This window comes from Amycolatopsis sp. NPDC058278, from assembly GCF_042881395.1.
Classification (GTDB): Bacteria; Actinomycetota; Actinomycetes; order Mycobacteriales; family Pseudonocardiaceae; genus Amycolatopsis.
The window spans coordinates 1-12676 of sequence record NZ_JBHVXZ010000017.1 but is presented as its reverse complement, the minus strand read 5'-3'; the positions used below and the strand labels follow the sequence as shown (position 1 = coordinate 12676).

General features: G+C 71.4%; 14 protein-coding genes. 7 read left to right on the top strand and 7 right to left on the bottom strand.

Features of this window, described 5'->3' with window-relative positions:
* Positions 1 to 18 precede the first annotated feature (18 nt).
* Complete coding sequence (locus tag ACFVYA_RS11260) at positions 19 to 567, top strand: DUF5134 domain-containing protein (RefSeq protein ID WP_285989784.1); 549 nt, start codon at positions 19 to 21, stop codon at positions 565 to 567.
* Between the two features lie 382 nt (positions 568 to 949).
* On the opposite strand, the gene ACFVYA_RS11255 is transcribed toward ACFVYA_RS11260, so the two are convergent.
* Genes ACFVYA_RS11255 through kstD form a run of 6 tightly spaced genes read right to left on the bottom strand, consistent with a single transcriptional unit; the run spans position 950 to position 6385 of the window.
* Complete coding sequence (locus ACFVYA_RS11255) at positions 950 to 1402, bottom strand: riboflavin kinase (protein WP_387044557.1); 453 nt, start codon at positions 1400 to 1402, stop codon at positions 950 to 952.
* A gap of 49 nt (positions 1403 to 1451) precedes the next feature.
* The gene (locus ACFVYA_RS11250; RefSeq protein WP_387044556.1) at positions 1452 to 2300 is read right to left on the bottom strand and encodes a MaoC/PaaZ C-terminal domain-containing protein; all 849 of its coding nucleotides are present in this window, start codon (positions 2298 to 2300) and stop codon (positions 1452 to 1454) included.
* A 9-nt stretch (positions 2301 to 2309) separates the two neighbouring features.
* Positions 2310 to 3341, bottom strand: coding sequence for a 2Fe-2S iron-sulfur cluster-binding protein (locus ACFVYA_RS11245; RefSeq protein ID WP_387044555.1), 1032 nt, complete (start codon positions 3339 to 3341; stop codon positions 2310 to 2312).
* Entirely contained in the window at positions 3334 to 3591 is a 258-nt protein-coding gene (locus ACFVYA_RS11240) for a hypothetical protein (RefSeq protein WP_387044554.1), read from the bottom strand. The genes ACFVYA_RS11245 and ACFVYA_RS11240 overlap by 8 nt, the downstream gene beginning before the upstream one ends.
* Complete coding sequence (locus ACFVYA_RS11235) at positions 3588 to 4724, bottom strand: Rieske 2Fe-2S domain-containing protein (protein WP_387044553.1); 1137 nt, start codon at positions 4722 to 4724, stop codon at positions 3588 to 3590. The genes ACFVYA_RS11240 and ACFVYA_RS11235 overlap by 4 nt, the downstream gene beginning before the upstream one ends.
* Positions 4721 to 6385, bottom strand: coding sequence for a 3-oxosteroid 1-dehydrogenase (gene kstD / locus ACFVYA_RS11230; protein WP_387044552.1), 1665 nt, complete (start codon positions 6383 to 6385; stop codon positions 4721 to 4723). Before kstD ends, ACFVYA_RS11235 begins: the two co-directional genes overlap by 4 nt.
* Positions 6386 to 6485: 100 nt before the next feature.
* On the opposite strand from kstD, the gene ACFVYA_RS11225 reads away from it, so the two are divergent.
* The 6 genes from ACFVYA_RS11225 to ACFVYA_RS11200 all read left to right on the top strand — a co-directional run bounded on the left by ACFVYA_RS11225 (position 6486) and on the right by ACFVYA_RS11200 (position 12305).
* Entirely contained in the window at positions 6486 to 8087 is a 1602-nt protein-coding gene (locus ACFVYA_RS11225) for an FAD-binding protein (protein ID WP_387044551.1), read from the top strand.
* Between the two features lie 33 nt (positions 8088 to 8120).
* The gene (gene hsaA, locus ACFVYA_RS11220) at positions 8121 to 9284 is read left to right on the top strand and encodes a 3-hydroxy-9,10-secoandrosta-1,3,5(10)-triene-9,17-dione monooxygenase oxygenase subunit (RefSeq protein WP_285989792.1); all 1164 of its coding nucleotides are present in this window, start codon (positions 8121 to 8123) and stop codon (positions 9282 to 9284) included.
* Positions 9284 to 10129 carry a 4,5:9,10-diseco-3-hydroxy-5,9,17-trioxoandrosta-1(10),2-diene-4-oate hydrolase gene (gene hsaD / locus ACFVYA_RS11215; protein WP_387044550.1) on the top strand — a complete coding sequence of 282 codons (846 nt, stop codon included), beginning with the start codon at positions 9284 to 9286 and terminating at the stop codon, positions 10127 to 10129. The genes hsaA and hsaD overlap by 1 nt, the downstream gene beginning before the upstream one ends.
* Positions 10129 to 11040, top strand: coding sequence for an iron-dependent extradiol dioxygenase HsaC (gene hsaC / locus ACFVYA_RS11210; protein WP_285989794.1), 912 nt, complete (start codon positions 10129 to 10131; stop codon positions 11038 to 11040). Before hsaD ends, hsaC begins: the two co-directional genes overlap by 1 nt.
* Positions 11037 to 11576, top strand: coding sequence for a 3-hydroxy-9,10-secoandrosta-1,3,5(10)-triene-9,17-dione monooxygenase reductase subunit (gene hsaB, locus ACFVYA_RS11205; RefSeq protein WP_387044549.1), 540 nt, complete (start codon positions 11037 to 11039; stop codon positions 11574 to 11576). The genes hsaC and hsaB overlap by 4 nt, the downstream gene beginning before the upstream one ends.
* Before the next feature lie 129 nt (positions 11577 to 11705).
* On the top strand, positions 11706 to 12305 hold the full coding sequence (locus ACFVYA_RS11200; protein WP_387044548.1) for a hypothetical protein: 600 nt from the start codon (positions 11706 to 11708) through the stop codon (positions 12303 to 12305).
* Positions 12306 to 12307: 2 nt separating this feature from the next.
* On the opposite strand, the gene ACFVYA_RS11195 is transcribed toward ACFVYA_RS11200, so the two are convergent.
* On the bottom strand, positions 12308 to 12562 hold the full coding sequence (locus ACFVYA_RS11195; protein WP_013224398.1) for a Smr/MutS family protein: 255 nt from the start codon (positions 12560 to 12562) through the stop codon (positions 12308 to 12310).
* Positions 12563 to 12676: the final 114 nt, after the last annotated feature.

Below are 12676 nucleotides of genomic sequence, written 5' to 3'. Positions count from 1 at the left end.
GAGTGAGGCCGACTGGCGATGGTGGTCGACTGGGCGCTCACGGCGGTGTTCGCGGCGCTGGTGCTGCCGTGCGTGCTGAGGCTGGTCCGCCTCGACTACGCGCGGCTGGGCCACGGCGTGCGCCACGGCGACCTGGCGGAGCTGCTGCTGGTGGTCGCGATGGTGGCGATGGTCTCCCCGGTCGGCGGCCCGATCCCGGCGGCGGGCTGGCAGGCGGTCCTGGCGCTGACGACGGGCTGGTTCGCGGTGGCCTGGTGGCGGACCCGGACCTGCGCCCACCACGCGCTGTCGGCGGCGGCGATGCTCTACATGGTGACGGCGATGCCGCACGGCGGGACGGACCACGGGCCGTGGCTGACGATGTCCACCATGGACACCCGGCTGGCGTTGCCGCTGATCGCGGTGGTGGCGGCCGGGTACTTCGTGGCCGACGCGGCGTGGTCGGGGGTGCGGGTGGTCCGGGGCTCGCCGGTGGTGAGGCCGGAATCCGGCCACGCGTCGCGCGCGGTGTGCCGGGCTGCGATGGGCGCCGGGATGGGCTACCTGCTGCTGGCCTCGGCTTTGTGAGCGCGGCGCGGAGAGGTCCCCGGCCCGGGGGTCCCCCGGATTTCACGTTACCGGAAGGCACCGACAATTCCGGGCGGTGCGAGGGGCGGAACGGCTCGCCGGCCCCGCGAACGGCCGGTCCGGGCTGCGGCGGACCTCAACCCGCTGGGGGGCGGACGTCGGCTCGCTGCGCAGCGGACCTCGGCTCGCGCGCCGGACCTTGGCTTGCGTGGCGGGCCTCGGCCCTCGAGCTGCCGGGCCTCGGCTTGCGTGGCGGGCCTCGGCCCTCGAGCTGCCGGGCCTCGGCTTGCGTGGCGGGCCTCGGCCCTCGAGCCGCCGGGCCTTGGCTCGCGTGGCGGGCCTCGGCCCTCGAGCCGCCGGACCTCGGCTCGCGCGGCGGACCTCAGCCCACGAGCCGCCGGACCTCGCCGAGTGGGCTCTCGCCGGCCGCCGGGAGTGCAGCCGCCGGGTGCTCGGCCGTCCACTGGGCCGCCGCCGCGATGTCCTTCTTCAGCGCCGTGATCAGGTCCTCCGCCGAGGCGTACTTCTCCTGCTGCCGCAGGTGCGAGCCGAGCCAGACCACGAGTGTCTCGCCGTAGAGGTCGCCGGTGAAGTCCAGGACGTGGGCCTCCAGCAGGCGGTAGCCGTCCGCGCCGTAGTACGTCGGGCGGCGGCCGACCGAGACCGCCGCCGGCAGCCGGGTGCCGTCCGCGCGGCCGATCCAGCCCGCCCACACGCCGTCGCCCAGGGAGCCGTCCTGGTCGCGCAGGGCGATGTTGGCCGTGGGAAAGCCCAGCTCGCGGCCGCGCTTGTCGCCCGGCTCGACCGTTCCCCGCACCACGAAGTATTCCGGCATTCGTCCTCCCGAGGTCTCCCTCCCACGTTAGCGGGCGGGCGAGCGGCGCTCAGGAAGTGGACACGAGCACCGTGTCCGCCAGCACCGGCGCGTCGTCCCGCGCGGGAGCCGACGTCGTCACCAGCAGCCGGTCGTCCGAGCGCCACACCCGGATCCGCAGCGTCTCACCCGGGAACACCACCCCGGCGAACTTCGTCGCGAACGACGCCACCCGCGCCGGGTCGCCGTCGAGGAACTCGTTCACCAGCACCCGCGCCACGATCCCGTACGTGCACAGCCCGTGCAGGATCGGCCGGTCGAACCCCGCCGCCCGGGCGAACGCCGGGTCCGCGTGCAGCGGGTTCCGGTCACCGCACAGCCGGTACAGCAGCGCCTGCTGCGGCAACGTAGGCGTCTCGAATACGAAGTCCGGCGCCCGCGAAGGCCACTCGATTCGGTCCGAAGGCCCGCGCGAGCCGCCGAAACCGCCCTCGCCACGCGCGAAGATGCTCGACCGCGCCGTCCACAGTGGATCACCCGAGGACGACGTGACCGAAACCTCCTGGATCACCACCGCGGCCTTGCCCTTGTCGTACACGTCCGCGATCCGCGACCGCGCCACCGCCTTGCCCGACGCCGGGATCGGCTGGTGCAGGGTGATCTCCTGCTTGCCGTGCAGCACCTTCGCCAGGTCGATCTCCACCCCGGGGAACGACACCGCCGGCGGGTCGAACACGCGCAGGTTGGCCGCGACCGTCGCGAACGTCGGCAGCACCACCAGGTCCCGCTCGTAGGTGTACCGCAGCTCGTCCGGGCCCGCGCCGAGCGCCAAGTGGTACAGCAGCACGTCCGACGACGTCCAGGCGAAGCTCACCTCGCCGATCTCGGCACCGATCGCGACGTCGGGGTCGATGGGCACTGCGGGCTCCTATTCGTAGCTGATCGAGACCTCGTCGGTGACCGGCAGGGACTGGCAGGCCAGCACGATGCCGTCCGCCATGTCCTCGGCGTCCAGCACCTCGTTGTGCAGCATCTTCACCTCGCCCGACACGACTCGGCAAGCGCACGCGCTGCATTGTCCCTCGCGGCAGGAGTACGGCGCGTCCATGCCCTCGTCCAGCAGCCGTTCGAGGAGCTTGCGCTGCCGCGGCCAGGACATCGTCCGCGTCGAACCGTCCAGCGACACCGTCAGCGACGCCGGTGCCTCGTCCGAAGCAGGCTCCTCCTCGGCGACGACGTCCTCGAACGGGTTCCCGGTCAGCGACGTGAACTTCTCGACGTGCACCCGGTCCCGCGGCACCCCGAGCTGCCCGAGCGCCTCCCGCACGGCGGCCATGAACGGTGCCGGGCCGCACAGGAAAGCCTCGTGCGAGGTGTACGCCGACGCCAGCCCGCGCAGCTGCGAGACGTCCGGCAGCCCCTGCACGCTCTCCAGCCAGTGCACGACGACCAGCCGGTCGCCGTACCGCTTCGCCAGCGAGGCCAGCTCGCCCGCGAAGATCACCGAATTCTCGTCGCGGTTCGCGTAGACCAGCACGACCCGGCCGGACCCGGTCTCCAGCGCCGTCTTGAGGATCGCCATCACGGGCGTGATGCCGCTGCCGCCGGCGAAGAGCAGGAAGTCCTCGTCCACCGACGCCGGGCAGAACACCCCCGCCGGCGCCAGGACGTCGACCTGCATCCCCGGCTTCAAGGACGCGCAGACCCAGCTCGAGCCGTACCCGCCGTCGGTCCGCTTGACCGTCACCTGCACGCGGTTCTCGTGCGGCGCGCTCGACAGCGAATAGCACCGCGCCACCGAACCGGTCCGGTCGCTGGGGATCTTCAACGTCAGGAACTGCCCGGCCGTGTACTCGAAAGCCGGCGCGTGCTCGGGTGGGATCTCGAAGACCACCGACCGCGCGTCCGGCGTTTCGACGACGACGTCGGCGACGGTCAGCGTGTAGACCCGCTCAGCCATCGGCCACCGCCAGCGTGCCTTCACGCACCGCGTCGGAGATGCTGTCGGCCAGCTTCGGGCACGTGTCGAGCAACGCCGACGGGCCGCCGGAGTCCGCGAACACCGGGCAGGTGTCGGCGGGCCGGGTCGTCCACTGGATGCTCGTGTGCTGGATGCTGTTCTTCTTCACCAGCACGCACGTCCCGCAGCTGCGGCACTCGTGCGGCCGCAGCCCGCCCGACAGGAACTCGGTCTGCTCGGCGGTGGTCACACTTCCGCCTCGGTCTTCTGCCGCGCCAGGTTCTCGGCCACCTCCGCCGCCCACGCCTCGTTCGCCTTCGTCGTGTCCACTTCGAACTCGAACCGCTGCGTCATGTCCTCGGTGACCTCGGCCGCGTCGACGTAGAACTGCTGGTACCACCGGCGGAGCTGGTAGACCGGACCGTCCTCTTCGCACAGCAGCGGGTTGTCGATCTGCGTCTTGTGCTTCCAGATCTCGACGTCCTGCAGGAACCCGGCGCCGATCCCGCGGGCCAGCTTCGCGGCGATCTTGTCCGCGTGCTCGTCCGAGATCCCCGGCGGCTTCCGCACCTTCATCCCGTACTGCAGCACGAACGACGTCGGCGTGACGGGGTAGTGGCAGTTGATGAGCACGCTCTCGATCTCGTAGCCCTGGAACGAGTTCACCAGCTTGTTGATCATGTACGACGGCCCGAAGTACGACGCCTCCGACCGCAGCAGGTTCTCCTCGCCGCCGTAGTTCGACGCCATGCCCATGTCCGGGCGGCCCTTGGTGTTGAGGTACTGCGTGGCGACGTGGCCTTCGAAGACGTTCTTGAAGTACGTCGGGTAGGCGTAGTGGATGTAGAAGAAGTGCGCCATGTCCACGACGTTGTCGATGATCTCGCGGCAGTTGGAACCGTCGATGAAGATCTCGTCCCAGGTCCAGTTGCTCCACTCGGCGCTGTCGGCGGCCTCGATCCGGGGGATCGCCAGCTCGTCGGCCGGCGGGTTGCCCTCCGGGTCGTGCCAGACGAGCAGCTGCCCGTTCCGCACCTCCGACGTCCACGACCGCGTCCGCGCGCGCAGCGGAACCCGCTTGGCGTAGGGGATCGAGACGCACTTGCCCTTGCCGTTCCAGCGCCAGTCGTGGAACGGGCAGGCCACCTCGTCGCCCTTGACGCTGCCCTGGGTGAGGTCGCCGCCCATGTGCCGGCAGTAGCCGTCGAGCACGTGCAGCTCGCCGGCCGAATCCGCCCACACCACGAGCTTCGTGCCGAACGCCGTGATCGCGTGCGGCTTTCCGTCGCGGAAGTTCTCCGCCAGGCCGAGGCAGTGCCAGCCGCGGGCGAACCGGGTCGGCGGTTCACCGGCGTAGATGGTGCGTACCGAATCCTGCGTCATCGCTGCCCTCCCGTGGTCCCCTGATCTTCGTTCGCCAGCCGCGTCGCCGCAAGGTAGCCGAACACCATGGCGGGACCGATGGTCGCGCCGGGCCCGGCGTAGGTCCGGCCCATCACGGCCGCGCTGGCGTTGCCGGCGGCGAACAGCCCCGGCACGGCCGAGCCGTCCTCGCGCAGCACCTGCGCGTGTTCGTCGGTGCGCAGCCCGCCCTTGGTGCCCAGGTCGCCCGGCACGATCTTGACCGCGTAGAACGGTGCCTTGTCGAGCGGGCCGAGGCTGGGGTGGGGTTTGTTGCGCGGGTCGCCGTAGTAGTGGTCGTACTTGCTGACCCCGCGGTGGAAGTCCTCGTCGACGCCTCGGCGCGCGAAGCCGTTGAAGCGCTCGACCGTCGCTTCCAGTGACTGGGCCGGGACGTCGATCTTCGCCGCCAGCCCGGCCAGCGTCGACGACTTCGCCGCGATCCCGGCCTTGAACCAGCGCCCGGGCAGCGGCTGGCGCGGCCCGATGCCGGTGAACATGTACCGGTCCTTGTAGCGCTGGTCGAACACGAGCCAGGTCGGGATGTGCTCGCCCGGCCCGTCTCCTTCGCCATACATCGCGTGCACGGCCTCGACGTACGGCGCCGATTCGTTGACGAACCGCTCACCGCGGGCGTCGACCATGATGCTGCGCGGCCGCGACCGTTCGGCCAGCGCGAACCACGGGCCGCCGGTGAGCGGCAGCGACGGTCCCCACCAGGCGTCGTCCATCAGGTCGAGTGCGGCGCCCAGCTTGAGGCCGGCGGTGATGCCGTCGCCGGTGTTGGCCTCCGCGCCGACGGTCCAGTCGACGCCGATCGGCGCCCGCTGGTACTTCTCGCGCATCTCGAGGTTCCGCTCGAAGCCGCCGCTGGCGAGGATCACCCCGCGCCGCGCTTCGATGACGCCTTGCGCGGTGACGACGCCGGTGACGCGGTCGCCGTCGACCTGCAGGTCGACCAGGGGCGTGTTCAGCCGGACCTCGACCCCGGCCTTCGCCAGGCCCACCCGCAGGCCGGCCGCAAGCGCTTGCCCCATGCTCAGCAGGTGCTGCCCGCGGAGCTTGCCGACGAGCCACTGCCGGCCGAGGGACAGCATCCGGACGGCCCCGCGCGGGTGCCTCGCGAGCAGGCTCAGCCAGCGGTAGTCGGCCTGGGTGATCGGGACGCCCATCGGGGGCGCGCTGTACGGCGGTTCGAGGTGGGCCAGTTCGTCGCCCAGGAGCTTGCCGTCGAGCGCGACCGGCTCGACCGACCGGCCGCCGGACCGCCCGCCGGGGGCCTCCGGGTGGTAGTCGCTGTAGTCGCGGACCCACCGGAACTTCAGCGGTGTGTGGTCGCAGACGAACCGCAGCACCTCGGGGCCGTGGGCGAGGAACGTGTCGCGCCGGACGGCCGGGATGACGTCACCGACGATCGAGGCGAGGTACTCGCGTGCCCGTTCGGGTGGTTCGTCGATCCCGGCGGCGCGCAGGGCGTGGTTGCCGGGGATCCAGACGCCGCCGCCGGACCGGGCGGTCGAGCCGCCGAAGCAGGCCGCCTTCTCCAGGACGACGACGCTCAGGCCGTTGTGGGCCGCGGCCAGCGCGGCGGTCATCCCGGCGGCACCGCTGCCGACCACGACGACGTCGAACTGCTCCGTCATGCCACCTCTCCTGCAACGTGTTCCAGGTAACGAGTATCCAGTTGAGAGCCGCTTTCGGTCACCATAGACGAGAACGTGTTTCAGTTCTAGGGTAGCCACCATGGACGCACTCGTCGCGGACGTGGTCATCGTGGGGTTCGGGGCGGCCGGAGCCTGTGCCGCCCTCGAAGCGGCCGACGCGGGCGCCGACGTCATCATCGTCGAGCGCTTCGCCGGGGGAGGCGCCAGCGCGGTCAGCGGTGGCATCGTCTACGCCGGCGGGGGGACCGGTCAGCAGCTCGACGCGGGCGTCGACGACTCCGTCGACGCGATGTACGCCTACCTGCGGCTGGAAACCGGGGATGTCGTCTCGGAGCGGACGCTGCGGCGGTTCTGCGAGGGCAGCCGCGAGATGATCACCTGGCTGGAGGGCAACGGCGTGCCGTTCGAAGGCAGCCTCTGCCCGTACAAGACGTCGTACCCGAGCGACCGGCACTACCTCTACTACTCCGGCAGCGAGGCGGCCGGCGGATTCCGCGACGCGGCGAAGCCGGCCCCGCGCGGTCACCGCGTCAAAGGCCCCGGGACCTCGGGGAAGATGCTGATGGCGCGGCTCAAGGCGGCCGTGCGCGCCCGTGGCATCCGGGTGCTGACGCAGACGACCGCCCGGACCCTGCTCCGCGACGAGGCCGGCCGCGTCACCGGGCTCGTCGTCGACACCCTGAGCGATGCTCCGGCGTCGGTGCGGGCGCGGCACCAGCGCTTCGCGCAGTACGCGGCGAAACCCGGGATCTACGTGCCGTCGCTGCGCAAGTCGCTGCACCGGCGAGTCGAGCGGTTCGAGCGGGCACACGGCCGTGAGCTGCGGATTTCCGCGCGGCGCGGGGTCGTGCTCGCCGCCGGCGGCTTCATCGCCGACCGTGAGATGGTGCGCGAGCACGCCCCGAAGTATCGCGGCGGGCTCGCGCTCGGCACGTCCGCCGACAACGGCTCGGGCATCCGGATGGGTGTCGAGGCCGGCGGGACGACCGGCGAGCTGGGCCGGATCTCCGCGTGGCGGTTCGTCACCCCGCCCAGCGCGTTCCTCGGCGGGATCATCGTCGACGCCGCGGGTCGTCGGGTCATCGACGAATCCCGCTACGGCGCCGCGATCGGGGAAAAGCTCATCGAGGACCACGGGAGCAAGGGCTGGCTGCTCGTCGACGCGCCGATCGTGGCCGAGGCGCGCCGGGACGGCCGCAAGCAGAGCCAGTGGTTCCAATGGCTTCAGCTGCGGTACCTGCTGCGCCGGGGCCGGGTCGTGGGGGAGACGGTCGAAGAGGTGGCACGCAAGGCCGGCGTCGACCCGCAGGGGCTGCGCGCGAGCGTCGAGGCCTACCACGGCGACCGGGATCCGGTGGGCAAGCCCACCGAGTTCGTGCGGCGCCTGGACAACCCGCCGTACTCGCTCATCGACATCTCTGTGCGGCCGAACCTCGGGTACCCCACGCCGATGCTCACCCTCGGCGGGCTGGTCGTCGACGAGGACACCGGCGCGGTGCGGAGCACGGCGGGGGAGCCGATCCCGGGGCTGTACGCCGCCGGGCGCACCGCCGTGGGAATCTGTTCCAGGTCCTACGTGAGCGGTCTGTCCCTGGCCGACTGCGTGTTTTCCGGCCGTAGAGCGGGGATCAACAGTGCCCTAGCGCAGGGTGTTCTCGACAAAAACGAGAACGTGTTCTAGTCTCTGGGGAGTGAACCAGAGAGAGGACTGCGCATGAGCGAGCAGGTGATCGCCGGGGTCCGGGACCTCCTGCCGGTCCTGCGGGAACGGGCCCAGGACACCGAGGACGCGCGCCGCGTCCCCGAGGAGTCCGTCAAGGCCCTGCAGGAGACCGGGTTCTTCAAGCTGCTGCAGCCGAAGCTCCACGGGGGCTTCGAAACCGACCCGGTGAGCTTCTACACCGCGGTCAAGCTGATCGCGAGCGCGTGCGGGTCCACCGGCTGGGTCGCCTCCATCCTCGGCGTCCACCCGTGGCACGTGGCCCTGTTCGACGCGCAGGCGCAGCAGGAGGTCTGGGGCGAGGACCAGGACGTGCGGATCTCCTCGTCGTACGCGCCGATGGGCAAGGCCGAGGTCGTCGAGGGCGGCTACCGGCTGTCGGGCCGGTGGAGCTTCTCCTCCGGCTGCGACCACTGCACGTGGGTGCTGCTCGGGGGACCCGCGTTCTCCGGCGGCAAGCCGGTCGACTTCTGCACCTACCTGCTGCCGATCGCCGACTACTCCATTGTGGACGTCTGGGACACGATCGGCCTGCGCGGCACCGGTTCGAACGACATCGTCGTCGAGGACGTCTTCGTTCCGCAGCACCGGGCGCTGAGCTTCATCGCGACGTCGAAGTGCCGGGTGCCGGGCCAGGCCGTCAACCCCGGGCCGCTGTACCGCCTCCCGTACGGTTCGGTGCACCCGACCACGATCACCGCGCCGATCATCGGCATGGCCCAAGGTGCCTACGACGCGCACGTCGAGCACCAGCGCAAGCGCGTCCGGGCCGCGTACGCCGGGGAGCAGTCCAAAGAGGACCCGTTCACCAAGGTGCGGATCGCCGAGGCGGCCAGTGAGATCGACGCCGCCTGGCTGCAGCTGACCCGCAACATCGAGGAGCTGTACGAGCTCGCCAAGCGCGAGGAGCGGCTGCCTTCGGACCTGCGGCTGCGTGTCCGGCGCGACCAGGTGCGCGGCACCGAACGCGCGATCACCGCGATCGACCGGCTCTTCGAGAACTCCGGCGGCCGCGCGATCCAGCGCGGCACGCCGATCCAGCGCTTCTGGCGCGACGCGCACGCGGGCCGCGTCCACGCGGCCAACGACGCCGAGCGCGCGTACGTCATGTTCGGCACCGGTGCCTTCGGGCTCCCCGTCGAGAACGCGATGTACTGATGGCCGCGCCCGTTGGCCAGTACGTCCAGGCCGGCTCGCTGAAGCTGCACTACCACGAGGCCGGCGCCGAGCACGCCGAGACCGTGATCCTGCTGCACGGCGGCGGGCCCGGCGCGTCGGCGTGGAGCAACTTCGGGCGCAACCTGCCGGAATTCGCCAAGCACTACCGGACGATCGCCGTCGACCAGCCCGGCTTCGGGCGGTCGGACAAGCCGGCCGAGCACCCGCAGTACTTCCGGCACAGCGCGGACGCCGTCGCCGGCCTGATGGACGCGCTCGGCATCGAGCGCGCGCACTTCGTCGGCAACTCCCTCGGCGGGGGCGCGGCGGTGCGGTTCGCGCTGAACCACGCGAAGCGGGCCGGGCGGCTGGTCCTGATGGGGCCGGGGGGGCTGAGCGTCAACCTGTTCGCGCCCGATCCGACCGAAGGCGTCAAGAACCTCGGGCGGTTCGCGGCCAAGCCGTCGCGCGAACGGATGGAAGCCTTCCTGCGCATCATGGTCCACGACCAGGCGCTGGTCACCGACGAGCTGATCGACGAGCGGTTCGCCGCCGCGAACACCCCGGAGTCCCTGGCCGCGATGCGCGCCATGGGCATGTCGTTCGCGCAGCCGGACACCTACGAAGAAGGCCTGCTCTGGCGCGAAGCCCACCGCCTCCGCCAGCGCGTACTCTTGATCTGGGGCCGCGAGGACCGCGTGAACCCCCTCGACGGCGCCTTGCTGGCACTGAAGACGATTCCGCGCGCGCAGCTGCACGTGTTCGGCGGCTGCGGGCACTGGGCCCAGCTGGAGAAGTTCGACGAGTTCAACCGGCTGGCCCTCGACTTCCTCGGGAGTTCCTGATGGGCATCCGGTCACTGGGCTACCTCCGCATCGAAGCCACCGACATGGCGGCCTGGCGCGAGTACGGCCTCAAGGTGCTCGGCATGGTGGAAGGCAGCGGCACCCACCCCGACGCGCTCTACCTGCGCATGGACGACTTCCCCGCGCGGCTGGTCATCTCACCGGGCGACGCGGACCGGCTGGCCGTCACCGGCTGGGAGGTCGCTCACGCGGGCGAGCTGGCCGAGCTGCGGTCCCGGTTGGACGGTGCGTCGGTGCCCTACAAGGAGGGCACGCCCGATGAGCTGGCCGACCGCCGCGTCGACGAGCTGATCAGCTTCGACGACCCGTCCGGCAACACCCAGGAGGTCTTCCACGGCGTCGCGCTGCAGCACCGGCGCGTGGTCAGCCCGTACGGCCACAAGTTCGTCACCGGTGAGCAGGGCCTTGGCCACGTCGTTTTGTCTACAAAGGACGACGAGGCGTCGCTGCGGTTCTACCGGGACGTCCTCGGCTTCCGGCTGCGCGACTCGATGCGCTTGCCGCCGCAGCTGGTCGGCCGGCCCGCCGACGGGCCGCCCGCGTGGCTGCGGTTCTTCGGCTGCAACCCACGCCACCACAGCCTCGCGTTCCTGCCGATGCCGACGCCGAGCGGGATCGTGCACCTGATGGTCGAGGTGGAGAACACCGACGACGTCGGCCTGTGCCTCGACCGCGCGATCCGGCGGAAGGTGCCGATGTCGGCCACGCTCGGCCGGCACGTCAACGACCTGATGCTGTCGTTCTACATGAAGACCCCGGGCGGCTTCGACGTCGAGTTCGGCTGCGAAGGCCGTCAGGTCGACGACGACAACTGGATCGCGCGCGAAAGCACCGCGGTTTCGCTGTGGGGCCACGACTTCTCGGTCGGCGCGCGGCCGCCAGGCGCATGACCTCCGTGGCGGTCGACCAGACCGAGTTCCGCAGCGTGCTCGGGCACTTCTGCACGGGCGTCACGGTGGTCACCGGCCGCGACGGCGACACGCTCGCCGGGTTCGCCTGCCAGTCGTTCGCCGCGCTGTCGCTCGACCCGCCGCTGGTGCTGTTCTGCCCGGCCCGGACGTCACGGACGTGGCCGGTGCTGGCCGCGGCGGGCCGGTTCGCGGTCAACGTGCTGGCCGAGGACCAGCAGGAGGTCAGCGCGGTGTTCGGCGCCCGCGGTGAGGACAAGTTCGCCCGGTTCGGCTGGACACCGGCGCCGTCGGGCGCACCCCTGCTCGAGGGCGCCCTGACCTGGATCGACTGCGCCTTGGAAGCCGTGCACGAGGCCGGCGACCACTACGTGGTCATCGGCCGCGTCACCGCCCTCGGCGCGCCTTCGGACGCCCGCCCGCTGCTGTTCCACCGCGGCCGGTACGCCGTCACCGAACCGGCCCGGGACGCGCTCGCGGCCCTGATGCCCTGGCCCCGCCCCGACGACTGGCTGTGACCGGCCGGCGCGACCGGGTGGTTGTGCACGGGTTCACAGGTGGGCCGCATCCCATTCACGAGAGAAAGCCGAACTCCGGCGCGCACACTGTTACCGAGAAGACACCTTCCCGGGAGGAGTGAGTCGCGGATGCGCGGGCCCAGCGGACGGATCGCCCGGTTCCGGCGCCGGTTGCTGCCGGGCCGCAACCCCCTGGCCCGGGCGGGCGACCGCGTCGAGGCCCTGCTGCTGCTCCTCGCCGTCGCGGGTGCGTTGCTCGCGATCCCGTTCGCGGCGGCGTTCGGCTCCGAGACGTACGCGGCGCAGACGGCTCGCGCGTCGCAGGAGCGCACGACCCGCCACCCGGCCACGGCCGTCTCGCTCACCGCGGCGGCCGGCCAGTCCTACAGCACCGACGGCGCCGGCGCCCCGGCCGCCCAGACGACGGTCCCGGCGGCCTGGTTCGACACGCGCGGCACCCGCCACACCGGCAACGTCCTCGCCGACCCCGGCAGCCCGGCGGGCACCCGCGTACCGGTGTGGCTGGACCAGCGCGGCGAGCTGGCCGGCGAGCCGCTGTCCGCGTCGACCTCGGCGGCCGACGGGGTGTTCGCGGCGATCCTGCTGTGGACCGCGATCACCGGCGCCCTGGCCGGGTTGTACGGAACCGCCCGGTTCGTCCTGACCCGCGTCCACGCGGCGGCCTGGGACCGGGCCTGGTCCGAAGCCCGCCACGACAGCCGGTTCTGAGGTCACTTCCAGCGGAAGTGCACGAACACCCGGCCGAAGTTGTCCTTGTCCTTTTCGACCCGGTGGTAGAGCGCCTTGACGTCCTTGCGCTCGAGGAACCGCAAGACGTGCTTCTTCAGCTGACCCGACCCCTTGCCGGGGATGATCTCGACGAGCGGCGCTTTCTTGGCGACGGCCTCGTCGATGATCGCGCGCAGGGCGCGGTCGATCTCACCCCCGCGGTTGTAGACGTCGTGCAGGTCCAGCTTCAGCTTCACTCGCCCTCCCCAGCTCCACGACGTGCGGAAACAGCCGACACGCGTGATACCCGAGTCCACAAGCCTGATTGACGGGTCGCACAGGCCGTCGCGCGCCGGGTCGTAGGGCATATA

Coding starts and splice junctions, on each gene's coding strand:
- ACFVYA_RS11260 (WP_285989784.1), top strand. CDS start 19: ATGGTGGTCGACTGGGCGCTCACGGCGGTGTTCGCGGCGCTGGTGCTG.
- ACFVYA_RS11255 (WP_387044557.1), bottom strand. CDS start 1,402: ATGCCGGAATACTTCGTGGTGCGGGGAACGGTCGAGCCGGGCGACAAG.
- ACFVYA_RS11245 (WP_387044555.1), bottom strand. CDS start 3,341: ATGGCTGAGCGGGTCTACACGCTGACCGTCGCCGACGTCGTCGTCGAA.
- ACFVYA_RS11235 (WP_387044553.1), bottom strand. CDS start 4,724: ATGACGCAGGATTCGGTACGCACCATCTACGCCGGTGAACCGCCGACC.
- kstD (WP_387044552.1), bottom strand. CDS start 6,385: ATGACGGAGCAGTTCGACGTCGTCGTGGTCGGCAGCGGTGCCGCCGGG.
- ACFVYA_RS11225 (WP_387044551.1), top strand. CDS start 6,486: ATGGACGCACTCGTCGCGGACGTGGTCATCGTGGGGTTCGGGGCGGCC.
- hsaA (WP_285989792.1), top strand. CDS start 8,121: ATGAGCGAGCAGGTGATCGCCGGGGTCCGGGACCTCCTGCCGGTCCTG.
- hsaD (WP_387044550.1), top strand. CDS start 9,284: ATGGCCGCGCCCGTTGGCCAGTACGTCCAGGCCGGCTCGCTGAAGCTG.
- hsaC (WP_285989794.1), top strand. CDS start 10,129: ATGGGCATCCGGTCACTGGGCTACCTCCGCATCGAAGCCACCGACATG.
- hsaB (WP_387044549.1), top strand. CDS start 11,037: ATGACCTCCGTGGCGGTCGACCAGACCGAGTTCCGCAGCGTGCTCGGG.
- ACFVYA_RS11200 (WP_387044548.1), top strand. CDS start 11,706: ATGCGCGGGCCCAGCGGACGGATCGCCCGGTTCCGGCGCCGGTTGCTG.